General features: G+C 70.8%; 23 protein-coding genes. 18 read left to right on the top strand and 5 right to left on the bottom strand.

Translation table 11 applies throughout. The annotated features are described in order from the left end of the window. The first annotated feature begins 3 nt into the window (after nucleotides 1-3). Nucleotides 4-687, top strand: coding sequence for a uracil-DNA glycosylase (locus tag O6P37_RS16105; RefSeq protein ID WP_269895034.1), 684 nt, complete (start codon nucleotides 4-6; stop codon nucleotides 685-687). Here the strand turns inward: O6P37_RS16105 and O6P37_RS16100 are convergent. Both O6P37_RS16100 and rpmB read right to left on the bottom strand, forming a co-directional pair. Beyond that, entirely contained in the window at nucleotides 684-1043 is a 360-nt protein-coding gene (locus tag O6P37_RS16100; protein WP_269895033.1) for a hypothetical protein, read from the bottom strand. The two genes, O6P37_RS16105 and O6P37_RS16100, sit on opposite strands and share 4 nt — an antisense overlap. A gap of 68 nt (nucleotides 1044-1111) precedes the next feature. Further along, nucleotides 1112-1306 (bottom strand): 50S ribosomal protein L28, encoded by a 195-nt coding sequence (rpmB, locus tag O6P37_RS16095; protein ID WP_264011750.1) that lies wholly within the window; start codon nucleotides 1304-1306, stop codon nucleotides 1112-1114. 232 nt (nucleotides 1307-1538) lie between these two features. Between rpmB and O6P37_RS16090 the strand changes: the two genes are divergently transcribed. The 3 genes from O6P37_RS16090 to O6P37_RS16080 are packed head-to-tail and all read left to right on the top strand — an operon-like array spanning nucleotide 1539 to nucleotide 6114. Beyond that, on the top strand, nucleotides 1539-3188 hold the full coding sequence (locus tag O6P37_RS16090; RefSeq protein ID WP_269895032.1) for a DAK2 domain-containing protein: 1650 nt from the start codon (nucleotides 1539-1541) through the stop codon (nucleotides 3186-3188). A 2-nt stretch (nucleotides 3189-3190) separates the two neighbouring features. Then, nucleotides 3191-5413 (top strand): ATP-dependent DNA helicase RecG, encoded by a 2223-nt coding sequence (gene recG, locus O6P37_RS16085; protein ID WP_269895031.1) that lies wholly within the window; start codon nucleotides 3191-3193, stop codon nucleotides 5411-5413. Then, nucleotides 5410-6114, top strand: coding sequence for an HNH endonuclease family protein (locus tag O6P37_RS16080; protein ID WP_269895030.1), 705 nt, complete (start codon nucleotides 5410-5412; stop codon nucleotides 6112-6114). The genes recG and O6P37_RS16080 overlap by 4 nt, the downstream gene beginning before the upstream one ends. Nucleotides 6115-6116: 2 nt before the next feature. Here the strand turns inward: O6P37_RS16080 and O6P37_RS16075 are convergent, their stop codons facing one another. Beyond that, the gene (locus O6P37_RS16075) at nucleotides 6117-6956 is read right to left on the bottom strand and encodes an aldo/keto reductase (RefSeq protein ID WP_269895029.1); all 840 of its coding nucleotides are present in this window, start codon (nucleotides 6954-6956) and stop codon (nucleotides 6117-6119) included. 157 nt (nucleotides 6957-7113) lie between these two features. On the opposite strand from O6P37_RS16075, the gene O6P37_RS16070 reads away from it, so the two are divergent. The 6 genes from O6P37_RS16070 to coaD are packed head-to-tail and all read left to right on the top strand — an operon-like array spanning nucleotide 7114 to nucleotide 14210. Continuing rightward, the gene (locus O6P37_RS16070) at nucleotides 7114-8256 is read left to right on the top strand and encodes an alpha/beta hydrolase (protein WP_269895028.1); all 1143 of its coding nucleotides are present in this window, start codon (nucleotides 7114-7116) and stop codon (nucleotides 8254-8256) included. A gap of 50 nt (nucleotides 8257-8306) precedes the next feature. Beyond that, complete coding sequence (locus O6P37_RS16065; protein WP_269895027.1) at nucleotides 8307-9086, top strand: DsbA family protein; 780 nt, start codon at nucleotides 8307-8309, stop codon at nucleotides 9084-9086. Further along, nucleotides 9083-9715: a vitamin K epoxide reductase family protein gene (locus O6P37_RS16060; RefSeq protein ID WP_269895026.1), complete on the top strand. Its 633-nt coding sequence runs from the start codon at nucleotides 9083-9085 to the stop codon at nucleotides 9713-9715. Before O6P37_RS16065 ends, O6P37_RS16060 begins: the two co-directional genes overlap by 4 nt. Nucleotides 9716-9758: 43 nt before the next feature. Next, entirely contained in the window at nucleotides 9759-13142 is a 3384-nt protein-coding gene (locus O6P37_RS16055; protein ID WP_269895025.1) for a pyruvate carboxylase, read from the top strand. Beyond that, nucleotides 13139-13687 (top strand): 16S rRNA (guanine(966)-N(2))-methyltransferase RsmD, encoded by a 549-nt coding sequence (gene rsmD / locus O6P37_RS16050; protein ID WP_269895213.1) that lies wholly within the window; start codon nucleotides 13139-13141, stop codon nucleotides 13685-13687. Before O6P37_RS16055 ends, rsmD begins: the two co-directional genes overlap by 4 nt. A gap of 40 nt (nucleotides 13688-13727) precedes the next feature. Further along, nucleotides 13728-14210 (top strand): pantetheine-phosphate adenylyltransferase, encoded by a 483-nt coding sequence (coaD, locus tag O6P37_RS16045; RefSeq protein WP_269895024.1) that lies wholly within the window; start codon nucleotides 13728-13730, stop codon nucleotides 14208-14210. Between the two features lie 7 nt (nucleotides 14211-14217). Here the strand turns inward: coaD and O6P37_RS16040 are convergent, their stop codons facing one another. Next, nucleotides 14218-14607, bottom strand: coding sequence for a VOC family protein (locus tag O6P37_RS16040; protein ID WP_269895023.1), 390 nt, complete (start codon nucleotides 14605-14607; stop codon nucleotides 14218-14220). A 149-nt stretch (nucleotides 14608-14756) separates the two neighbouring features. On the opposite strand from O6P37_RS16040, the gene O6P37_RS16035 reads away from it, so the two are divergent. The 5 genes from O6P37_RS16035 (at nucleotide 14757) to mutM (ending at nucleotide 18454) form a co-directional block, all read left to right on the top strand. After that, complete coding sequence (locus tag O6P37_RS16035; RefSeq protein WP_269895022.1) at nucleotides 14757-15323, top strand: hemerythrin domain-containing protein; 567 nt, start codon at nucleotides 14757-14759, stop codon at nucleotides 15321-15323. Nucleotides 15324-15489: 166 nt separating this feature from the next. After that, entirely contained in the window at nucleotides 15490-16227 is a 738-nt protein-coding gene (gene sepIVA, locus O6P37_RS16030; protein WP_264011737.1) for a cell division protein SepIVA, read from the top strand. A gap of 73 nt (nucleotides 16228-16300) precedes the next feature. Continuing rightward, the gene (locus O6P37_RS16025; RefSeq protein ID WP_269895021.1) at nucleotides 16301-16903 is read left to right on the top strand and encodes a YceD family protein; all 603 of its coding nucleotides are present in this window, start codon (nucleotides 16301-16303) and stop codon (nucleotides 16901-16903) included. Then, complete coding sequence (gene rnc / locus O6P37_RS16020) at nucleotides 16900-17601, top strand: ribonuclease III (RefSeq protein WP_269895020.1); 702 nt, start codon at nucleotides 16900-16902, stop codon at nucleotides 17599-17601. Before O6P37_RS16025 ends, rnc begins: the two co-directional genes overlap by 4 nt. After that, nucleotides 17594-18454 carry a DNA-formamidopyrimidine glycosylase gene (mutM, locus tag O6P37_RS16015; RefSeq protein ID WP_269895019.1) on the top strand — a complete coding sequence of 287 codons (861 nt, stop codon included), beginning with the start codon at nucleotides 17594-17596 and terminating at the stop codon, nucleotides 18452-18454. Before rnc ends, mutM begins: the two co-directional genes overlap by 8 nt. 1 nt (nucleotide 18455) lies before the next feature. On the opposite strand, the gene O6P37_RS16010 is transcribed toward mutM, so the two are convergent. Next, on the bottom strand, nucleotides 18456-19265 hold the full coding sequence (locus O6P37_RS16010; RefSeq protein ID WP_269895018.1) for an Rv0361 family membrane protein: 810 nt from the start codon (nucleotides 19263-19265) through the stop codon (nucleotides 18456-18458). Between the two features lie 126 nt (nucleotides 19266-19391). Here O6P37_RS16010 and O6P37_RS16005 point away from each other — a divergent pair, with 126 nt between their 5' ends. The 3 genes from O6P37_RS16005 to smc are packed head-to-tail and all read left to right on the top strand — an operon-like array spanning nucleotide 19392 to nucleotide 23699. Further along, a complete protein-coding gene (locus O6P37_RS16005; RefSeq protein WP_269895017.1) occupies nucleotides 19392-19820 on the top strand; it encodes an OsmC family protein in 429 nt (142 codons plus the stop codon). Then, nucleotides 19804-20088: an acylphosphatase gene (locus O6P37_RS16000; RefSeq protein ID WP_269895016.1), complete on the top strand. Its 285-nt coding sequence runs from the start codon at nucleotides 19804-19806 to the stop codon at nucleotides 20086-20088. The genes O6P37_RS16005 and O6P37_RS16000 overlap by 17 nt, the downstream gene beginning before the upstream one ends. Nucleotides 20089-20108: 20 nt before the next feature. Then, nucleotides 20109-23699, top strand: coding sequence for a chromosome segregation protein SMC (gene smc / locus O6P37_RS15995; RefSeq protein ID WP_269895015.1), 3591 nt, complete (start codon nucleotides 20109-20111; stop codon nucleotides 23697-23699). Nucleotides 23700-23711: the final 12 nt, after the last annotated feature.

Below are 23711 nucleotides of genomic sequence, written 5' to 3'. Positions count from 1 at the left end.
CTCGTGACCGCACGCCCACTCGAAGAAATAGTCGAGCCCGGCTGGGCTTGCGCGCTGGCGCCCGTCGGAGACCAGGTGACCCAGATGGGGGAGTTCCTTCGCGCCGAGCTGGCCGCCGGGCACCGCTATCTGCCTGCGGGCCCGAACGTGTTGCGCGCCTTCACCTACCCCTTCGACGAGGTGCGGGTCCTGATCGTCGGCCAGGATCCCTACCCGACGCCGGGCCACGCCGTCGGCCTGAGTTTCTCCGTCGGCGCCGACGTGCGGCCGATCCCGCGCAGCCTGTCGAACATCTTCACCGAGTACACCGCCGACCTCGGCCTTCCGCAGCCCAGCACCGGTGACCTGACGCCGTGGGCGCAGCGCGGCGTGCTGCTGCTCAACCGGGTGCTCACCGTGCGACCCGGCACGCCCGCGTCCCACCGCGGCAAGGGCTGGGAGGCCGTCACCGAGCGCGCCATCCAGGCACTGACCGACCGGAAGAAACCCCTGGTCGCGGTGCTGTGGGGGCGCGACGCGGCCACCCTCAAGCCGATGCTGGCCGGCGGGGACTGTGTGGCGATCGAGTCGCCCCACCCCTCACCGCTGTCGGCGTCGCGCGGATTCTTCGGATCGCGGCCGTTCAGCCGCGCGAACGAGCTGCTGACGCAGATGGGCGCCGAGCCCGTCGACTGGCAGCTGCCCTAGCTACCCGGGATCGCCGGGATCGGCGGCGGTGCAGGAATCGCCGGTGGTGCGGGGATCGCGGGAGGCGACGGGATCGCCGGCGGCGACGGCACCGCAGGCGGGGGCGGGACCTCGACGGTCCCGTCACCGCCGGTGGTGCCGGGCAACTCGGGCGACGGCGTCGTCGAACCGGGCACCTGGGTCTGGGTCTGGGTCTCGGTCTCGGTCTCCACGGTGGTCGTCACCGACGTGGTCTCGGTGGTGGAGGTCTCGCCCTCCCCGCCGGAATCGTCGCCGCACGCCGTGAAGAGTGCACCGGCCGCCACGCCGGCGGCCAGGGTGAGGAGAACAGACTGGGACGTGCTGCGAAGCGCCATGAAGACAGGGCTTCCCCCTGCATCCCGGGGGCTAAACCCCCAGAGGAGACGGCCGGAGCCGGGCTGGGTCAGCCGCGCGCGACCTTGCCGGCCTTGATGCAGGAAGTGCAGACGTTGATGCGCTGCTTGTTGCCGCCCGGGCGGGAGGCGGCGCGCACCGACTGGATGTTGGGATTCCAGCGGCGGCTGGTACGCCGGTGCGAATGCGACACCGACTTGCCGAAGCCGGGGGCCTTCCCGCAGACATCGCACACGGCAGCCATAGTCAGTACTCCTCGGATCAGTACGTGCTCGGATCTCGGGGCCAACGACCGCAAGCGGGTGACCCGACAACCTGATCAGGATACCGGCCGCCGCGGCATTCCCCAAAACGGCGCCCGTGCGGCTGTGGATCGGCTGTCCACAGGGCGTGACCAGCCCGGCTGATGTGGTCGGCGGTGTCGTCGCCACTCGTTAGGCTGACGCGACGGCGGACTACACGGGTCTGGAGGTGGGATGGCGGGTCGGCGGCTGGACGCCTGCGCGCTGCGCCGGTGGGCCCATGCGTCGGTGGGCGACCTGATCACCCACACCGACGAGATCAACCGCCTCAACGTCTTCCCCGTCGCCGACGCCGACACCGGCACCAACATGCTGTTCACCATGCGCGCGGCCTGGGAGCAGATCGACGCACAGGGACCCGGCGACGTCGCCGCAGTGAGCGCGGCGCTGGCCGAGGGCGCCCTGCACGGCGCCCGTGGCAACTCCGGGGTGATCCTGTCCCAGATCGTGCGCGGGCTGGCCGTCGTCACCGCCGAGGCCGCCGCCGAGCGTGGCGGTGAACTCCCCGAGGTGGACGGCGAGCTGTACGCCGCCACGCTGCGACAGGCCGCGGCGTTCGCGGCGACGTCGATGGGGGAGTCGGTGCCGGGCACGATCGTCACCGTGCTGCAGGCCGCCGCCGATGCGGCCACCGGAGTCGCCGCCGACGGTGCCGATGCGGCCCACGTGGCCGCCGTGGCCGCCGACGCCGCGGCCGACGCTCTCGACCGCACGCCGCAACAACTCGCGGTCCTGGCCTCCGCGGGGGTGGTCGACGCCGGTGGACGGGGCCTGCTCGTCCTGCTGGACGCGATGACCTCGACGCTCACCGGCGAGGTCACCCGGCGCACGGAGTACGTGCCGTCCCCGTCCTCTTCACCGTCCTCCGGCGCCCACTCGGGCGGCGAACGGAACGCCACCGCAGCGCCGCCCCAGTTCGAGGTGATGTACCTGCTCAGCGACTGCGGCGCCGACGACGTCGAGCGGTTGCGCGGCCGGCTCGACCACCTCGGTGAATCCGTGGCCATCGCGGCCTCCGGCGGTGGGCAGTACTCGGTGCACGTGCACGCCGACGACGCGGGCGCCGCCGTCGAGGCTGGCCTCGCGGTGGGCACACCGAGCCGCATCCAGATCACGGCGCTGACCGGCGGCGCCGCCGCCCGGCCCGCGGCGGGGTGGAGCCGTGACCGGGCGGTGCTGGCCATCGTCGACGGCGCGGGCGCCGAGGAGTTGTTCAGTGGCGAGGGAGCGCAGGTGCTGCGGCCCGCCCCCGACGGGCCGGTGAGCGCAAGCCAGTTGCTGCGCGCCCTCGTCGACGCAGGCGCCGCGCAGATCATGGTGCTGCCCAACGGCTATGTCGCTGCCGAGGAGCTGGTCGCCGGATGCACCGCGGCGATCGGCTGGGGCATCGACGTGGTGCCGGTGCCCGCGGGGTCGATGGTGCAGGGGCTGGCAGCCCTCGCCGTGCACGATCCCGCACGCCAGGCCGTCGACGACGGGTACACGATGGCCCGCGCCGCCGCGGCTGCCCGGCACGGGACGGTGCGCACCGCCACCGAGGAGGCGCTGACGTGGGCGGGCACCTGCAGGCCCGGCGACGGACTCGGCATCGCCGGTGACGAGGTGCTGATCGTGGGCCCCGACCTCACCGCCGCCGCGGCCGGACTGATCGACCTGCTGCTGGTGGCGGGCGGCGAACTGGTCACGGTGCTCACCGGCGACGGCGTCGACGCGTCGGTGGGCGCGGCGCTGCGCGAACACGTGCACCGCGAGCACCTCGGCACCGAACTCGTCACTTATCACACCGGCCACGGCGGTGACGCGCTGCTGATCGGCGTCGAATAGCCATGGCGACCCTCTCCGACCGCCTCGACAAGGTCATCGGTGCGAAATCGGCACGCAAGCTCGAGGAGCACCTCGGGCTCCGCACGGTGAACGACCTCCTGCGCCACTACCCGCGCAAGTACAGCGACGGCATGACCGTGCGCGGTGAGGGCGAGGCGCTCGACCTCGAGGAAGGCGAGCACGTCACCTTCGTCGACGAGATCACCGAGGCCGACCCGGGATTCATGAAGGCACAGCCGGGCAAGCGCAGGCGCCAGTACCTGCGCCTGACCATCGGCAAACGCACGCCGAAGGTGACGGCGACGTTCTTCAACGCGGACTGGATGATCGACAAGCTGCCGGTCGGCACCCGGCTGATGTTGTCCGGTGAGGTGAAGTGGTTCCGCAACACGCTTCAGTTGAGTCACCCGGACTTCCTCGTCCTCGAATCCCCGTTGGGAAAGAAGATCGGCACCAAGTCGCTCAAGACCATCGCGGCCGCGTCCGGCGAGACCGGCGACGACCTGCTGGCGGCGTTCGAGCGGGACTTCTTCCCGATCTACCCGGCCAGCGCCAAGGTGCAGAGCTGGGACATCTACGCGTGCGTGCGGCAGACGCTGGACCTGCTCGATCCCGTTCCCGATCCGTTGCCCGACAACGTTCTTCGCCAACGCGGTCTGGTCTCGGAGGACGCCGCGCTGCGGGCGATCCACCTGGCCGAGAGCGAAGCCGAACGCGACCGGGCCCGGGACCGGCTGACCGTCGACGAGGCCGTCGGATTGCAGTGGGGTCTGGTGAGCCGGCGCCACGGCGAGCTCGGGGAGTCCGGCCCTGCGGCACCGCTGCGCGACGACGGTCTGGTCGCCGGACTGCGCGAGAGGCTGCCGTTCGAGCTGACGAACGGTCAGCGCGAGGTACTCGTCGAGTTGTCGTCCGAACTCGCGGCCAATCGGCCGATGAACCGCATGCTGCAGGGCGAGGTCGGCTCCGGCAAGACGATCGTCTCGGTGCTCGCGATGCTGCAGATGGTGGACGCCGGCTATCAGTGCGCGCTGCTGGCGCCCACGGAAGTGCTTGCCGCGCAACATGAGCGATCGGTCCGCGATGTGCTCGGTCCGCTGGCGATGGCGGGGCAGCTCGAAGGCGCCGACCGGGCGACCGCGGTGACCCTGCTGACCGGGTCGATGTCGCCGCAGCAGAAGCGTCAGGTACGCGCGGCCGTGTCCTCCGGGGAGGCGGGCATCGTGATCGGCACCCATGCGCTGCTGCAGGACGCGGTGGAGTTCCACAACCTGGGCATGGTGGTGGTCGACGAGCAGCACCGCTTCGGTGTCGAACAACGGGACCGGTTGCGCGCCAAGGCCCCTGCCGGCCTCACTCCGCACCTGCTGGTGATGACGGCCACGCCCATCCCGCGCACGGTGGCGCTGACGGTCTTCGGTGACCTCGAGACCTCGACGCTGCGCGAGCTGCCGCGCGGGCGGCAACCGATCACCACCAACACCATCTTCGTCTCCGCCAAACCGGCGTGGCTCGAGCGGGCGTGGGCGCGGCTGGCCGAAGAGGTGCGCGCCGGGCGGCAGGCATACGTGGTGGCGTCACGGATCGACGAGTCCGACGACGAACCGGGCGCCGGCGGTGGACCGCCGCCCACCACCGTGGTGGAGCTGTTCGAGCGGCTCAAGGGTGGTCCGCTGTCCGGGCTGCGGCTGGCCCTCATGCACGGCAGGCTGCCCGCCGACGAGAAGGACGCGGTGATGTCCGCGTTCCGGGCCGGCGAGATCGACGTCCTGGTGTGCACGACCGTGATCGAGGTCGGTGTCGACGTCCCCAACGCGACGGTGATGGTGGTGATGGACGCCGACCGGTTCGGCATCAGCCAGCTCCACCAGCTGCGCGGCCGCATCGGCCGGGGCAGCCATCCCAGCCTGTGCCTGCTGGCCACCCGGCTCGCGGAGGGCTCGAAGGCCGGTGCGCGGCTGAAGGCGGTGGCGAGCACGCTGGACGGATTCGAGCTCGCCGACCTGGACCTCGAACAGCGCCGCGAGGGGGACGTGTTGGGCCTCAACCAGTCCGGGCGCCGGCTCAAGCTGCACTTCCTGTCACTGGTCGACCATCTGGAGATCATCCAGGACGCCCGTGCGCTGTGCGAGTCGCACTACGCGCAGGCGCCGCAGGACCCGGGGATGGCGCTGCTCGCCGCCCAGTTCACCGACACCGACGTGGACTACCTGGACAAGACGTGACCAGGCGACGGACGTGGTGGGTGGCGGTGGCCGCGGTGCTCGCGGTGCTGGTGGCCGTGCAGGTCAACACCGGGCAGTCGCCTGGGCGGTTCGTCGCCCAGGCCGAGATCCCCACCGTCACACCGGGAACCGACATACTCGCCGGGGTGCACGAGGTGCCGGGCAGGCTCCGCGGCAACGACTACCGGCGGGCCGCCTTCGGCGAGTCGTGGACCGACGACACCGACGCGCCCGGCGGCCGCAACGGCTGCGACACCCGCAACGACATCCTCGAACGCGACCTGGTGGACAAGACCTATGTGTCGATCAGCCGCTGCCCGACCGCGGTGGCCACCGGCACGCTGCACGACCCGTACACCAACGCCACGGTGGCCTTCGTGCGCGGCAACCAGATCGGGGCGTCGGTGCAGATCGACCACCTCGTCCCGCTGGCACTGGCCTGGGACCTCGGCGCCCGGCACTGGACCGATCATCTGCGCGCCAGATTCGCCAACGACCCGGCGAACCTGATCGCCGTATCAGGTGCGGCCAATCAGGACAAGGGCGACGACACGCCTGCCGAGTGGATGCCACCGAACCGGGCGTTCTGGTGTCAGTACGCCGTCCAGTTCTCGGCGGTGCTGCGCGGGTACGGGCTGCCGGTGGACACCCGCTCGGCGGTCACGCTGCGGGACGCCGCAGCCACCTGCCCGACGGGCTGAGCTCAGGTGCCGGTGTAGGTGTCCGGGTCCGGACGGAAACGGGTGCCCTCGTCGAGCCCGTCGAGCGTCGCCATCTCGTCGCCGGTGAGCTCGAAGTCGAAGACGTCGAGGTTCGCGGCGATGCGCTCCGGGTTCGAGGAGCGGGGGATCACCACGTTGCCCAACTGGATGCTCCAGCGGATCAGCACCTGTGCGGCCGCCTTCCCGTGGGCCTGCGCGACCGCGGTGACCGCCGGGTTCTCCAGCAGCCTGCCAACGCCCAGCGGGCCGTAGGCCTCGGTGACGATCTCGTAGCCGGCGTTGACCGCCCGCAGTTCGGCCTGGTTGAGCAGCGGATGCAGCTCGATCTGGTTGATCGCGGGGGTGAAGAACGACAGGTCGATGATGTTGGAGAGATGCTCGGCGTGGAAGTTGGAGACACCGATCGAGCGGGTCACCCCATCTTCCTTGAGCTTCATCAGCCCGCCCCAGCTGTCGACGTACTTGCCGTGGTCACCGGCGGGCCAGTGGATCAGGTACAGGTCGACGTAGTCCAGTCCGAGCCGCTCCAGGCTCGCGCGGCCCGCGTCCTGAGAGGACTTGAAGCCCAGGTCGCCGGTGGCCAGCTTGGTGGTGACGAACACCTCGTCGCGCGGGATGCCCGACGACGTCACCGCCCGGCCCACCGCGGCCTCGTTGCCGTACGCCGCCGCCGTGTCGATCAACCGGTACCCGGCCTCCAGCGCCGCCGACACCGCGCGCTCGGTCTCGGCATCGGAGAGCTCTCCCACCCCCAGTCCGAGGACGGGAATCGCGTGTCCGTCGTTGAGCGTGACGGTGGGAACCGCTGGCGCCGTTGTCATGTCACCTACCCTGTGGTTTGAAGGTCCGGAGATCGGTTCACCGACTTGCGGATGACGATATTACGAGTTCGGAACGCGGCCTAATCAGCACCCGGGCCGGGGGTGGGTGTTCCGGCGGCAGCGGGTACATGACACTGACAGCGAACGAGGGATACCCATGACATCAAGTGACGCACTGCACGCACCGCGGGTCGGGCCCGAGGAGTCCGGGCCGGGCCCGGCGCCGCGGGGGCGCAGCACCGTGCGCGACGCGGTGGTCAACGCGGTCACGGCCGCCTCGTTCCGGGTCATCCCGCGGCTGCCCGATGTGGTCAAGCGGGTGGTGCTCGGTGGCCGATCGGTCACTGTCGACGGCAACACCCTCGACACCACGCTGCAGCTGATGCTGACAGGGGAGCGGGTCGCCGGGATCGGCGGCCTGGTGGCCAGTGAGGACGTGGCCGTCGCCCGCACCCAGCTGCGGACGGTGGCCGCGATGTTCCCGTGCGGCATCGCCGCCGACGTCAGCGACATCGAGATCCCCGGGCCTGCGGGGCCGATCCCCGCCCGCCATTACCGGCCGGTGCAGGCCGTCTCCGGTCCGGCGCCGCTGCTGGTCTTCTTCCACGGCGGCGGGTTCGTCATCGGCGACCTGGAGACTCACGACGACCTCTGCCGACGGATCAGCCGCGACGGGGGCATGCACGTGCTGTCGGTCGACTACCGGCTCGCGCCCGAGCACAAGGCGCCCGCGGCCGTCGATGACGCCGACGCCGCCTATCGCTGGGCCGCTGACCACGCCGCAGAGCTGGGAGCCGACCCGCAGCGCGTCGCCGTCGGCGGCGACAGTGCGGGGGGCAACCTCGCCGCGGTGGTCTGCCAGCACGCCCGCCGCGACGGCGTCCGCCCACCGGCGTTGCAGCTGCTCATCTACCCAGTCACCGATCTGAGCAGCGACACCAGGTCCAAGACGTTGTTCGCCGACGGCTACTTCCTCACCGCCCGCGACATGAACTGGTTCGCCGCGAACTACGTCGACGGCTCGTCGGTGGCGGTCGACGATCCGGTGGTGTCGCCACTGCTTGCCGACGACCTGCGCGGGCTGCCCCCGGCGCTGGTTCTGACCGGCGGTTTCGACCCGCTGCGCGACGAGGGCAACCGCTACGCCGAGGCGCTGCGCACCGCCGGGAACGCGGTCGAGCTGCGCGAGGAGAGCACGCTGGTGCACGGCTTCGTCAACTTCTTCCCTCTGGGCGGCGGCAGCGAGCGGGCCACCGCGGACATGATCTCGGCGCTGCGGGCGCATCTGCAGCATCCGTAGCAGCCGGTGCACGCTGGGGCCCGCCGACCACCCGCCGGTACGCTGGCCCCGTGGCCACCAAACCCAAGAAGACGCCCCGCTACGACCTGAAGGCGGCCGATCGCAAGCGCAACCTGTTCATCCAGATCGGCCTGACCGGGATCGTGGTGGTGTTCGCCGTCGCGCTCGTGCTCTACATCGTGTCGTCGGCCGAGGACCGTCCCGGCTCCGGCGAGGCCAAGGCCGTCCGCTTGGCGTCGGACAGCCTGATCGTCAAGGAGGGCACCACCGAGCCGAAGGTGGTGCTGTCGCTCTACGAAGACTTCATGTGCCCGGCCTGCGGCGCGTTCGAGCAGGAGTTCGGGCCGACGGTCGGCAAGCTCATCGACAGCGGCGCGGTGGCCGCGGACTACTACACGGTGGCGATCCTCGACCGCGCCGGTGACGGCTACTCCTCGCGCGCCGGCAGCGCCGCGTACTGCGTGGCCGACGAGAACAAAGAGGCGTTCCAGCGTTTCCACGCGGCGCTGTTCACCCCCGGCATCCAGCCGCAGGAGAACAGCGGCGTCTACCCCGACGACAAGCAGCTGATCGAGTACGCCCGGCAAGCCGGCGTCACCGGCGGCGTGTCCGACTGCATCAACAAGGGCCGCTACGTCGAGATGGTCAAGGGCATGGCGGACGCGACGGACGTCAACGGCACGCCGACCATCCGCATCAACGGCGAAGACTTCCAGCTGACCAACCAGACCACGCCCGACGACCTGATCGCCAAGGTCAAGGAGATCGTCGGCGACATCCCCGCCCTCGACGGCCCCGCCCCCGGCCCCGTTCCCCCGCCGTCGTCATGACCGTCGCCGCGCCCAACGCCGTCGAACCGACCGAACCGGCCGCGGACACGCGGTCCGGGAGTCGCGTCCGGACGCCGAGCGCGGTGTGGGTGCTGATCGCCGGTGTCCTTGGCCTGGCCGCGGCGGTCACCCTGACGGTGGAAAAGGTCGAACTCCTCATCGACCCCAGCTACGTGCCGTCGTGCAGCCTGAACCCGGTGCTCTCGTGCGGTTCGGTGATGACCACGCCGCAGGCGTCGGCGTTCGGCTTCCCGAACTCGCTGATGGGCATCGTGGCGTTCACCGTGGTCCTGATGACCGGTGTGCTCGCCGTCGCCAAGGTGTCGCTGCCCCGCTGGTACTGGATGGGTCTTGCGGCCGGGACGCTGGCGGGCACGGTCTTTGTGCACTGGCTCATCTTCCAGAGCCTGTACCGCATCGGCGCGCTGTGCCCCTACTGCATGGTGGTGTGGGCGGTGACGATTCCGCTGCTGGTGGTGGTGTCGTCGATCGCGCTGCAGCCCGCGCAGGGCAACGCGGTCGCACGCGCTGTGCACCAGTGGCGATGGTCGCTCGTCGCACTGTGGTTCACCGGGTTGATCCTGCTCATCCTCGAGCGGTTCTGGGACTACTGGTCCACCCTTCTCTGACCACCCCGGGACGTTCGGCCCGCGCGGCGCGTTAAAGTAGCGCGTGATCTCGAAGGTGCTGGTCGCCAACCGTGGGGAAATAGCGATCCGGGCGTTTCGCGCGGCCTATGAGATGGGCATCGCGACGGTGGCGGTATACCCGTACGAGGACCGCAATTCGCTGCACCGGCTGAAAGCCGACGAGTCCTACCAGATCGGCGAGGTCGGCCATCCGGTGCGCGCCTACCTGTCGGTCGACGAGATCATCCGGGTCGCCCGGCACGCCGGCGCCGACGCGGTCTATCCCGGCTACGGCTTCCTCTCGGAGAATCCCCAACTGGCCGCGGCGTGCGCCGAGGCCGGCATCACCTTCGTCGGGCCCGGCGCCGACATCCTGGAACTGACCGGCAACAAGTCGCGGGCGATCGAGGCGGCCCGGGCCGCCGGACTGCCGGTGCTCTCGTCGTCGGCGCCGTCCGAGTCGGTCGAGGAGCTGCTGGCCGCCGCGGAGTCGATGGAGTTCCCGCTGTTCGTCAAGGCGGTCTCGGGCGGCGGCGGCCGCGGGATGCGGCGGGTCAGCGAACCGGGAGAGCTCCAGGAGGCCATCGAGGCGGCCAGCCGCGAGGCGGAGTCGGCGTTCGGTGACGCATCGGTGTACCTGGAGCAGGCGGTGCTCAACCCGCGCCACATCGAGGTGCAGATCCTGGCCGACCGCCACGGCGAGGTGATGCACCTGTTCGAGCGGGACTGCAGCGTGCAGCGCCGCCACCAGAAGGTGATCGAGCTGGCCCCGGCCCCGAACCTGCCCGCCGAGCTGCGGGAGAAGATCTGCGCCGACGCGGTGGCGTTCGCCCGTGAGATCGGATACGCCTACGCGGGCACCGTGGAGTTCCTGCTCGACGAGCGCGGCAACCACGTGTTCATCGAGATGAATCCGCGCATCCAGGTGGAGCACACCGTCACCGAGGAGATCACCGATGTGGACCTGGTGGCCTCCCAGTTGCGCATCGCCGACGGCGAATCGCTGGCCGATCTCGGATTGAGTCAGGATGAACTGAGGACGCGCGGATTCGCCATGCAGTGCCGGATCACCACCGAGGACCCGGCCAACGGCTTCCGGCCCGACACCGGCCGCATCACCGGTTACCGGTCCCCGGGCGGGGCGGGGATCCGCCTCGACGGCGGCACCGTGCTCGGCGCCGAGATCAGTGCCCACTTCGACTCGATGCTGGTCAAGCTGACCTGCCGCGGCCGGGATTTCTCCACCGCGGTGGCCCGTGCGCGACGTGCGCTGGCGGAGTTCAGGATCCGCGGTGTCTCGACCAACATCCCGTTCCTGCAGGCCGTGGTCAACGACGTGGACTTCCGCGCGGGCAGGGTCACCACGTCGTTCATCGACGAACGTCCCTACCTGCTGACCGCCCGCACCCCGGCCGACCGCGGCACCAAGATCCTCAACTACCTGGCCGACGTGACGGTCAACCAGCCGCACGGCCCGCGGCCGTCGGCGGTGTACCCCCAGGACAAGCTGCCCACGCTGGACCTCACGACGCCGGCGCCCGCGGGTAGCAAGCAGCGCCTCATGGAGCTGGGCCCGGAGGGCTTCGCGGCGTGGCTGCGTGACGAGCCCGCGGTCGGGGTCACCGACACCACGTTCCGCGACGCCCACCAGTCGCTGCTGGCCACCCGGGTGCGCAGCACCGGACTGCTGACGGTCGCGCCGTACGTGGCGCGGATGATGCCGCAGCTGCTGTCCATCGAGTGCTGGGGTGGCGCGACTTACGATGTGGCACTGCGGTTCCTGAAGGAGGACCCGTGGGAACGGCTGGCGGCGCTGCGTGAGGCGGTGCCCAACATCTGTCTGCAGATGCTGCTGCGCGGCCGCAACACCGTGGGGTACACGCCCTATCCGGAGTCGGTGACGGCGGCGTTCGTCGAGGAGGCCACCGCGACCGGCATCGACATCTACCGCATCTTCGACGCGCTGAACAACGTCGACTCGATGCGCCCCGCCATCGACGCCGTGCGCGCCAGCGGCAGCGCGGTCGCCGAGGTGGCGATGTCCTACACCGGCGACTGCGCCGATCCCAGTGAGGATCTCTACACGCTGGACTACTACCTGCGGCTGGCCGAGCAGATCGTCGAGGCGGGTGCACACGTACTCGCCATCAAGGACATGGCCGGGCTGCTGCGGCCGCACGCGGCCACCCTGCTCGTCGGCGCGTTGCGGTCCCGTTTCGACCTGCCGGTGCACGTGCACACCCACGACACCCCCGGCGGCCAGCTCGCCACCTATACCGCCGCCTGGGCCGCAGGCGCCTCGGCGGTCGACGGGGCCGCCGCGCCGCTGGCCGGCACCACCAGCCAGCCCGCACTCTCCTCGATCGTGGCCGCCGCCGCGCACACCGATCGCGACACCGGACTGGACCTTGGCGCGGTCTGCGACCTGGAGCCGTACTGGGAGGCGCTGCGAAAGGTGTACGCGCCGTTCGAGTCCGGCCTTCCCGCTCCGACCGGGCGGGTCTACCACCACGAGATCCCCGGCGGACAGCTCTCCAATCTGCGCCAGCAGGCCATCGCGCTGGGGCTCGGCGACCGGTTCGAGGACATCGAGAACGCCTACGCGGGCGCCGACCGCATCCTCGGCCGCCTGGTCAAGGTCACGCCGTCGTCCAAGGTGGTCGGCGACCTGGCGCTGTCGCTGGTCGGCGCCGGTGCGGACGCCGACGAATTCGCCGCCGACCCGGCCCGGTTCGACATCCCCGACAGCGTGATCGGGTTCCTGCGCGGCGAGTTGGGTGATCCGCCCGGCGGATGGCCCGAACCGCTGCGGTCCACGGCACTGGCCGGGCGCGCCCCCGCGAAGCCCGTCACCGAACTGAGTCCGGAGGACGAGGCGGTGCTGGCCCAGCCCGGCCCGAAACGCCAGGCCGCACTGAACCGCCTGCTGTTCCCCGGCCCCACCAAGGAATTCGAGGCGCACCGCGAGGTCTACGGCGACACCTCCCGGCTGAGCGCCAACCAGTTCCTCTACGGTCTGCGCCAGGGTGAGGAACACCGGGTCTACCTCGAGCGGGGTGTCGAACTGCTCATCGGCCTGGAGGCCGTCTCCGACGCCGACGAACGCGGCATGCGGACCGTGATGTGCATCCTCAACGGCCAGTTGCGCCCGGTCCTGGTGCGCGACAACAGCATCGCCAGCGAGGTGCCCACCGCCGAGAAGGCCGACCGCACCGACCCCGACCACGTCGCCGCCCCGTTCGCCGGCGTCGTGAACGTCACCGTCGCCGTCGGCGACGAGGTCAGCGCCGGCCAGACCATCGCCACCATCGAGGCGATGAAGATGGAGGCCGCCATCACCGCACCCAAGGACGGCAAGGTGGCCCGCATCGCGGTCGCCGACACCGCACAGGTCGAAGGCGGCGACCTCCTGGTCGTGGTCAGCTGACCCGCCTCATCGCCGGCGCGCTCGGCGGGCGCCGGATCACCGTTCCGCGCAGCGGCACCCGGCCCACCACCGACCGGGTCAGGGAGTCGTTGTTCAACGTGCTCACGGCCCGGCTCGACCTGGCCGGGCTCTCGGTGCTCGACCTCTACGCCGGATCCGGAGCCCTTGGGCTGGAAGCGATCTCGCGCGGTGCGTCGACCGTGACGTTCGTCGAGGCGGATCGGCGCGCGGCCGGTGTCATCGAGGGCAACCTCGCCGACCTCGGCGTGCGGAACGCGCACGTGCGCAAGACCGGTGTGGCCGCTGCGCTCGGCGGCGCCGCATCACCGGTGGACCTGGTGCTGGCCGACCCGCCCTACGACATCGCCGAGGCGGAGATCGACGAGATGATCGCGCTGCTCGACGCCGGCTGGACACGTGCCGGGACGGTCGTGGTGATCGAGCGCCGCGCATCGGCCGCGCCGACACGGTGGCCGGAGCACTGGACCCCGTGGCCGCAGCGGCGTTACGGCGACACCCGGCTGGACATCGCCGAGTCCGGCTGAGCCGATCAAAGCCGCAGCCGCCCTGCTAGCGTCGTCACCCATGAGCGGCGCCGTATGCCCCGGATCGTTCGACCCGGTCACGCTTGGTCACATCGACGTCTTCGAGCGGGCCGCCGCGCAGTTCGACGAGGTCGTCGTCGCCGTGCTCGGGAATCCGAACAAGAAGGGGCTGTTCAGCCCCGACGAGCGGATCGCGATGATCGAGGAGTCCACGACGCACCTGCCGAACCTGCGGGTGGAGTCCGGCTCCGGGCTGGTCGTCGACTTCGTCAAGGCGCGCGGGCTGACCGCGATCGTCAAGGGCCTGCGCACCGGCACCGACTTCGAGTACGAGCTGCAGATGGCCCAGATGAACAAGCATGTCGCCGGTGTGGACACCTTCTTCGTCGCGACCACGCCGCGCTACTCGTTCGTGTCGTCGTCGCTGGCCAAGGAGGTGGCGATGCTCGGCGGTGACGTCACCGAGCTGCTGCCCGAGGCGGTCAACCGCCGGCTGGCCGAAAGGCGCAGCGCGGCAGGATGACTCGCCGCTAGTCGGGCGTCACCGTGGTGAGGCAGAACGGGTGGCCGACGGGGTCGAGCATGACGCGCCACAGTGAGGGGGCCTGCTGGTGGGACGCCTCGCGGGCTCCGAGGGCGACCGCCTGCGCGACGGCGTCGGTGATGTCGTCGACGGAGACGTCGAGATGCATCTGCTGGAGCTGCCCGGGCTCGGGCCAGGTCGGCGCGACGTAGTCGGCGACGCGCATGAACGCCAGCACCCCGGTGCCGTCGGTGATCGCGACGACACTGCCGTCGGGGGCCTCGACGAGACGGTGCATGCCGAGCAGTGCGCCGTAGAAATCGGCGAGGGCGGCCGGGTCGGGGCAGTCGATGGAGGTGGCGCCAAGGCGTCCCACCGGCGGACCAGGCGTCGTCATGGCGCACATCCTGCCACGGCCGCGGCGACGCAGATCACCGGCTCACGGCGGCTCCCGCACGGTTGACCTGGCGCGATGCAGGGTAGCCACGGTGTGGCGCACAGCCCATTGCGCCGACCGAACCAGCCAGCAATACGGAGGTCACAGTCGTGGCTCAGACATTCGTGCAATCGACCGACGACGTCGTCGCGTTCCTCAAGGACCAGCACAACCTCATCAAGGACATGTTCGACGACGTGCTGTACGCGTCGGAGACCAAGGCCAGGGAGAAGGCGTTCACCGAACTGCGCCAACTGCTCGCGGTGCACGAGACCGCCGAGGAGATGGTGGTGCACCCGAGGGTCCGTCGCGAGGTGGACAGCGGGGACCTCATCGTCGACGCCCGCCTGCGCGAGGAACACGTCGCCAAGGAGCACCTCTCCGCCCTGGAGGCGATGGACATCGGCTCCCAGGAGTTCCTCGACGAACTCGTGCTCTTCCGTGCGTCGGTGCTCGACCACGCCGAACGCGAGGAGACCGAGGAGTTCAACAAGCTGCAGCGCGAACTGGACCCCGCCGATCTCAAGCGCATGGCCGCCGGCGTCCTGGCCGCGCAGGCGATCGCCCCCACCCGGCCCCATCCCGGCGTCGAGTCGGCGAAGCTGAACTTCGCGGTCGGCCCGTTCGCCTCGATGCTGGACCGGGCGCGCGACGCGATCGCCGCGGCGATGCGCTGAGCGCACGCACCGGCGTCCGGCCTGCGGATTCGGCCGGCCGTGCGCTGGTGCATGCTGCACTGCATCCTGAAAATGTGCCGGGTGCGACACACCGACCGTGCTGCAGAGTCACAGCGGTAACACCAGGCACACTAGTAACAACTTACTTCGCCTGGAGGGTGTTGCCGTGTACCGAGTTTTTGAGGCGCTCGACGAACTGGGCGCGATCGTGGAAGAAGCGCGCGGCGTGCCGATGACCGCGGGGTGCGTGGTGCCGCGCGGAGACGTCCTCGAGCTGATCGACGACATCAAGGACGCCATCCCCGGTGAGCTCGACGACGCGCAGGACGTGCTCGACGCCCGCGACTCACTGCTGCGCGACGCCAAGGAGCACTCCGAGGGCATGGTGGCGTCGTCGCGCGCCGAGGCGGACTCGATGCTCAACCATGCGCGCGGCGAGGCCGACCGCCTGCTCGCCGACGCCAAGGCCCAGGCGGACCGGATGGTCGCCGAGGCACGCCAGCACAGCGAGCGGATGGTCGGCGAGGCGCGCGAAGAGGCGGCGCGGGTCAGCGCCACCGCCAAGCGCGAGTACGACGCCGCCACCGGCCGCGCCAAGGCGGAGGCCGACCGCCTGATCGAGAACGGCAACATCTCCTACGAGAAGGCCGTCCAGGAAGGCATCAAGGAGCAGCAGCGGCTGGTGTCGCAGACCGAGATCGTCGCCACCGCGAACGCCGAGGCCACCCGCCTGGTCGACACCGCGCACGCCGAGGCGGACCGGCTCCGCGGAGAGTGCGACATCTACGTCGACAGCAAGCTCGCCGAGTTCGAGGAGTTCCTCAACGGCACGCTGCGCTCCGTCGGTCGCGGCCGCCACCAGCTGCGCACTGCGGCCGGGACGCACGACTACGTCACCAGGTAGCCCCGGGGCCGCACCCGTCCGGCAGCCGCGATCCCGCGGCGGCCGCCTTGAGCAGCGCCGTAACATCGCACACATGGCTACGCAGCGAAGAGCGCGACACCGTGCAACACCTTCGCCGCTCGTGCTCGACCTGTCCACGCTGGGCCGGCGACCGGGCTCGATGCTCACGATCCGCGAGACGATCCCCAGTCCGTTGCGGATCGGCCTGGACCTGGTCGCGGTCGAGAAGGACGCCCCGCTCGAGCTCGACCTGCGGATCGAGTCCGTGTCGGAGGGTGTGCTGGTCACCGGCACCGTCTCGGCGCCGACGGCCGGCGAGTGCGGACGCTGCCTGACCCCGATCACCGGCCACGTCGACATCGACCTGACCGAGCTGTTCGCCTATCCCGACAGCGCCACCGACGAGACCACGGACGCCGATGAGATCGGCCGGGTGGGCTCGAGCGGTCAGGCCGACACCGTCGACCTCGAGCAGCCGGTCATCGACGCCATCGGTCTCGCACTGCCGTTCGCCCCGCTGTGCGGGCCGGACTGCGAAGGGCTGTGCGCCGAATGCGGCGTCCGGTTGGCCGAAGCCGAGCCGGACCATCACCACGAACAGCTCGACCCGCGCTGGGCGAAACTGGCGGCGCTGCTGCCCGACGAGGCGCCCCGCGAACCGGGGGACGATTCGTGACCGACCGCGCGCCGCTGCTCGAGGCGCTGGGGGTGGACCTGCCCCCTGAACTGCTCACCATCGCCCTGACCCACCGCAGCTATTCCTACGAGAACGGCGGTCTGCCGACCAACGAGCGCCTGGAGTTCCTCGGCGACGCCGTGCTCGGCCTGACCGTCACCGAGGAGCTCTACCACCGCCACCCCGACCGCTCCGAAGGCGACCTCGCCAAGTTGCGCGCCAGCATCGTCAACACCCACGCGCTCGCCGACGTCGGCCGCAATCTCAGCGCCGACGGGCTGGGCGCGTACCTGCTGCTCGGCAAGGGCGAGGAGCACTCCGGTGGCGCCGACAAGTCGAGCATCCTGGCCGACGGCGTCGAATCACTGCTCGGCGCCATCTATGTCGAGCACGGGCTGGTGACCGCGCGGGAGGTGATCCTGCGGCTGTTCGCCGAATTGATCACCACCGCACCGACGTTGGGCGCCGGGCTGGACTGGAAGAGCAGCCTGCAGGAGCTCACTGTGGCCCGGAGCATGGGCGCGCCGTCCTATGTCGTCACCTCGACGGGCCCGGACCACGACAAGGAGTTCACCGCCACCGTCGTCGTCGCTGACATCGAGTACGGCAGGGGAGTGGGACGCACCAAGAAGGAGGCCGAGCTCAGGGCCGCCGCAGCGGCTTGGAATGCGTTGTCGGCCACGGGTGTCGATGCCTGAACTACCCGAGGTCGAGGTCGTCCGGCGTGGTCTGGACGCCCATGTCACGGGCCGGACCATCACCGCGGTGCGGGTCAACCACCCGCGCGCGGTCCGGCGTCACGGCGCAGGACCCGCCGACCTGACCGGCCGACTGCTCGACGCGCACGTCGCCGGAACCGGCAGGCGGGGGAAATACCTGTGGCTCACGCTCGACGACGGTGACACGGCACTGGTCGTCCACCTCGGCATGAGCGGTCAGATGCTCCTCGGACCCGTGGCCAACGAGAACCACCTGCGCATCGCCGCACTGCTCGACGACGGCACCGCGCTGAGTTTCGTCGACCAGCGCACCTTCGGCGGCTGGCAGCTGGCCGACATGGTGACCGTGGACGGCACCGGCGTCCCGGTGCCGGTGGCGCATCTGGCACGCGATCCGCTCGATCCGCGGTTCGACCGCGACGGGGTGGTGACGGTGTTGCGCCGCAAGCACTCCGAGATCAAGCGCCAGCTGCTCGATCAGACGGTGGTGTCGGGGATCGGCAACATCTACGCCGACGAGGCGCTGTGGCGGGCGAAGATCAACGGCACCCGCCTGGCGTCGGCGCTGACCCGTCGGCAGCTGACCGAACTGCTCGACGCCGCCGCCGAGGTGATGACCGACGCACTCGGCCAGGGCGGCACGTCATTCGACTCGCTGTACGTCAACGTCAACGGCGAATCGGGGTACTTCGACCGGTCGCTTGACGCCTACGGCCGCGAGGGCGAGCCGTGCCGGCGCTGCGGTGCGGTGATGCGGCGGGAGAAGTTCATGAACCGCTCGTCGTTCTACTGTCCGCGATGCCAGGCCCGGCCCCGCGTGCGGCGGTCCTGACCTACCTGGGCATCTCCGGGAAGCCCGGCGCCGCGGTCATGCAGACCTTCCAGTCGTCGCCTTCCTTGGCGAAGTGCACTTCCTCTTTCTGGGTGCCGGTCTCCACCTGTGCGGTCGCCGCGTCACCGTCGACCTGGATGTCGGAGATCTCCGCGGTCTCCGTCGACGAGCCGGGATCGCCCGGGACGTCGAGGTCGCCCAGGTCGCCGAGGTCGCCGAGATCGCCGAAGGACTCGAACAGTTCTCGGTCACCGGCGCAGAAATAGCTCTGCAGTGCGGCTTCGAAGTCACTGCTGGCGTTGATGTCGTCGAACAGCTGACGGATCGCGGCTTCGTCATCGGATTCGGCCGACGTGCCCCCACCGCTCGCCGAGGAATTGCCACTGTCGCCGGAGCCGGCCACCAGCGCGATGACGACGACCAGTGCGATGACCAGTGCGACGCCGATTCCGCCGAACAGCAACCACTTTCCCCGTCCGGAGCCGGGCGGCTGCGGGACCGGCCCCCAGCCGGGCGGCGGGTAGCCACCCTGGTAGCCGGCGGGCGGATACGGCGCGCCCTCGTAGCCGTACGCCGGTGCCCCGTACTGCTGCGGCTGGCCGTATTGCTGGGGCTGGCCGTACTGCGGCGAGCCGTACTGCTGCGGCTGTCCGTACTGCTGCGGCGGGCCGTACTGCGGTGCCGGCGAGCCGTACTCGGGTCCCGGACCGTACGGTCCCTGCGGCGCGCCGTACTGCGGTGGTCCGTAGGGGCCCTGCGGGGACCACTGACCCTGATTCGGATCGGGCGGCGTGGGTGGCACGTGGGTCATGGGTTGCTCCTGAGGCAGTCGCGACGACCGTAACACCGGGACGCCCTGTGGGCAGGCACTCACCGCGGTGCCGGGCGCCTGCGAGGGCGGGGAATTCCGGCGGCCGCCACGTTGTAGAAAGAAACCATGACGGAACTGTGGGTGCAGCGTACGGGCGTGCGTCGGTACACCGGGCGGAGCTCACGCGGCGCGGAGGTGCTCGTCGGCAGCGACGACGTCGACGGCGTGTTCACACCGGGCGAGCTCATGAAGATCGCCCTCGCGGCCTGCAGCGGAATGTCGAGCGACCAGCCGCTGCGCCGGCGCCTCGGCGACGACTACGCCGCGACCATCCGGGTGTCGGGGGTGGCCGACCGCGAGCAGGAGCGCTACCCGCTGCTCGAGGAGAAGCTCGAGGTGGACCTGTCCGGGCTGTCCGAGCAGGATCGCGCCCGGCTGCTCACCGTCGTCGAGCGGGCGATCGATCAGGTGTGCACTGTGGGCCGGACGCTCAAGTCGGGCACCACGGTGACCTTCGAGGTCGACGCTGGGGCGGGCGATGCCGCACGACGCTGACGTCCGGCTGACCGCGTGGGTGCACGGCCGCGTGCAGGGCGTCGGCTTCCGTTGGTGGACGCGGTCGCGGGCACTGGAACTCGGGCTCAGCGGGTTCGCCGCCAACAAGTCCGACGGGAGGGTGCAGGTGGTGGCCCAAGGCTCCCGGGACGCCTGCGAGCGGCTGCTCGACCTGCTGCAGGGGGACACCACCCCCGGCTCGGTCACCACCGTCGTCGCCGACTGGTCCGACGCCGGCGAGCCGATCACGGGGTTTCGCGAGCGATAGCCCCGGTACTCTGGCACGTCATGCATCTCAAGAGTCTGACGCTGAAGGGCTTCAAGTCCTTCGCATCGCCGACGACTCTGCGCTTCGAACCGGGCATCACCTGCGTCGTCGGGCCCAATGGGTCGGGCAAGTCCAACGTGGTGGACGCGCTGACCTGGGTGATGGGCGAGCAGGGCGCCAAGACGTTGCGCGGCGGCAAGATGGAGGACGTCATCTTCGCCGGCACGTCGTCGCGCGCGCCGCTGGGCCGCGCCGAGGTGACGCTGACCATCGACAACTCCGACAACGCGCTGCCCATCGAGTACTCCGAGGTGTCGATCACCCGCCGGATGTTCCGCGACGGCGCCGGTGAGTACGAGATCAACGGCAGCAGTTGCCGATTGATGGATGTCCAGGAGCTGCTCTCCGACTCGGGCATCGGCCGGGAGATGCACGTCATCGTCGGGCAGGGCAAGCTCTCGGAGATCCTGGAGTCCCGGCCCGAGGAACGCCGGGCGTTCATCGAGGAAGCCGCGGGCGTGCTCAAGCACCGCAAGCGCAAGGAGAAGGCGGTCCGCAAGCTCGACTCCATGTCGGCCAACCTGGCGCGGCTCAGCGACCTCACCACCGAACTGCGCCGCCAGCTCAAACCGCTGGGGCGGCAGGCCGAGATGGCCCGTCGCGCGCAGACCATCCAGGCCGACCTGCGTGACGCCCGGCTGCGGCTGGCGGCCGACGACCTGGTGACCCGCAAGACGGAGTTCGACAACACCGATCAGGCCGAGACGACGCTGCGCCGCGAGCACGACGAGATCACCACCCGGCTGGAGGCCGCGACCGCCGAGCTCGACGGCCACGAGGCGGCGGTGGCGTCGCTGTCGGAACGCGCCGAGGGCGCCCAGCAGACGTGGTTCCGGCTGTCGGCGCTCGCCGAGCGGGTCGGCGCGACCGTCCGCATCGCCAGCGAGCGGGCCCAGCTGCTCGAGTCCGAGCCCGAGCCGTCGACCGGCCGGGATCCCGAGGAGCTGGAGGCCGAGGCCGACGAGATGGCCGCGCGGGAGGCGCAGCTGCTCGGCGAGCTGGAGGAGTCACGGCGGCGCCTCGAGGAGGCCCGCGCCGAACAGTCCGAGAAGGACCGGATCGCCGCCGAGGCCGAGCGCGCGCACCTCGCCGCCGCCCGCGCCGAGGCTGACCGCCGCGAAGGGCTGGCGCGGCTGGCCGGGCAGGTCGACACGATGCGCACCCGGGTCGAGTCGATCGACGAGACCGTGGCCCGGCTGTCGGTGGGCATCGAGGAGTCCGCCGCGAAGGCACAGCAGGCCAGGGCCGAGTTCGAGACGGTACAGAGCCGCGTCGGTGAGCTCGACGCCGGCGAGGTCGGTCTCGACGAGCACCACGACCGCAGCGTCACCGCGCTGCGGCTGGCCGACGAACGCGTCGCCGAACTGCAGGCCGCCGAGCGCGGCGCCGAACGTCAGGTGGCTTCCCTGCGGGCGCGCATCGACGCGCTCGCGGTCGGGATGGATCGCCGCGACGGCGCGGCGTGGCTGCAGAAGAACCATGGTGGCACAGGGCTTTTCGGTACCGTCGCCAAGCTGCTCAAGGTTCGCGCCGGATATGAGGTGGCCATCGCGACGGTGCTCGGCCCGGCCGCCGACGCGCTGGCCGCGGAGGACTTCGGCGCCGCCCGGTCGGCGGTGGCCGCACTCAAGGAGTCCGACGGCGGGCGCGCCGCGATCGTGCTGGGGGACTGGCCCGCGGCTGCCGCGCCACCGGCGGAGACGCTGCCCGCAGGCGCGGTGTGGGCGACCGATGTGGTGGAGGCGCCCGACCGACTGCGCGGGGCCGTCACGGCGATGCTCGCCCAGGTCGCCGTGGTCGATGACCTGGCGGCGGCGCAGCAGCTGGTGACCGCCCGGCCCGGCCTGCGCGCGGTGACCGCCGACGGCGACCTGTTCGGGGCGGGCTGGGTCAGCGGCGGATCGGACCGCAAGCCGAGCACGCTGGAGATCGCCTCGGAGATCGACAAGGCCCGCACGGACCTGGTGGCCGCGGAGAAACTGGTCGGCGAGCTGACCGCCGCGCTGGCAGGCGCACTCGACGAACAACGCGGCCGCCAGGACTCCGCCGAGGAGGCGCTGGCCGCCCTCAACGAGTCCGACGCGGCGATCTCGGCCATCTACGAGCAGCTCGGCCGGCTCGGGCAGGACGCCCGCGCCGCCGACGACGAATGGCAGCGGCTGATCACCCAGCGCGACGAACTGGAGACCGGCCGCGCGCGCACCGTCGAGGAGCTCGCCGAGATCGAGCAGCGCCTGCACAACGCCGAGCAGGTGCCGACCATGGAGGCCGAACCGGTCGACCGGCAGGCGTCGATGGCCGCCGCCGAGGCGGCCCGCTCCGTCGAGGTGGAGGCGCGGCTGACCGTGCGCACCGCCGAGGAACGCGCGAATGCCGTTCGCGGGCGGGCCGATTCGTTGCGCCGGGCGGCGGCCGCCGAACGGGAGGCCCGGCTGCGGGCCCAGCGCGCCCGGCAGGCCCGCGAGCACGCGGCGACGGTGGGCGCCGCCGTCGCGGAGTCCGGCCGCCTCGTCGCGCAGCGGTTGACCGCGGTGGTCGGAGTGGCCTCGCGCAACCGCGACCAGCTGGCCGCCCAGCGCCAGATCCGGGCCGCGGGGCTGGCGCAGGCGCGCGAGGAGGTCACCCGGCTGAGCGCGAGGATCAGCTCGCTCACCGACGCCCTGCACCGCGACGAGGTCGCCAAAGCCCAAGCGGCACTGCGCATCGAGCAGCTGGAGTCACAGGTGCTCGAGCAGTTCGGGATGTCGCCTGCGGACCTGGTCGCCGAGTACGGACCGCAGGTGCCGCTGCCGCCGACGGAGCTGGAGATGGCGGAGTTCGAGCAGGCCCGGGAGCGCGGGGAACAGGTGACCGCGCCCGCCCCGATGCCCTACGACCGGCCCACCCAGGAGCGGCGCGCCAAACGGGCCGAACGCGAACTCGCCGAACTCGGCCGGGTGAACCCGCTGGCGCTCGAGGAGTTCGCCGCGCTGGAGGAGCGCTACAACTTCCTGTCCACCCAGCTCGAGGACGTCAAGGCGGCCCGCAAGGACCTCCTGGACGTCATCGCCGACGTCGACGACCGCATCCTGCGGGTGTTCGCCGAGGCCTACTACGACGTGGAGCGCGAGTTCACGCAGGTCTTCGCGTCGCTGTTCCCCGGCGGCGAGGGCAGGCTGCTGCTGACCAACCCCGAGGACATGCTCACCACCGGCATCGAGGTGGAGGCGCGACCGCCGGGCAAGAAGGTCAAGCGGCTGTCGCTACTGTCCGGCGGGGAGAAGTCGCTGACCGCGGTGGCGATGCTGGTGGCGATCTTCCGGGCGCGTCCGTCGCCGTTCTACATCATGGACGAGGTCGAGGCCGCGCTCGACGACGTCAATCTGCGCCGCCTGCTCGGGCTGTTCGAGCAGCTGCGGGAGCGGTCGCAGCTGATCGTCATCACCCACCAGAAGCCGACCATGGAGATCGCCGACGCGCTCTACGGCGTCACCATGCAGGGCGACGGCATCACCCAGGTGATCAGCCAGCGCATGCGCGGCCAGGAAGTGACGGCCGGCGCCTCGACCTGAGCGCGGTTGCGG

The sequence above is a fragment of the Mycobacterium hippophais genome, assembly GCF_027529605.1.
Classification (GTDB): domain Bacteria; phylum Actinomycetota; class Actinomycetes; order Mycobacteriales; family Mycobacteriaceae; genus Mycobacterium; species Mycobacterium arseniciresistens.
Note: the sequence above shows the minus strand (reverse complement) of the source record. Positions and strands in the feature narration are given on the sequence as shown.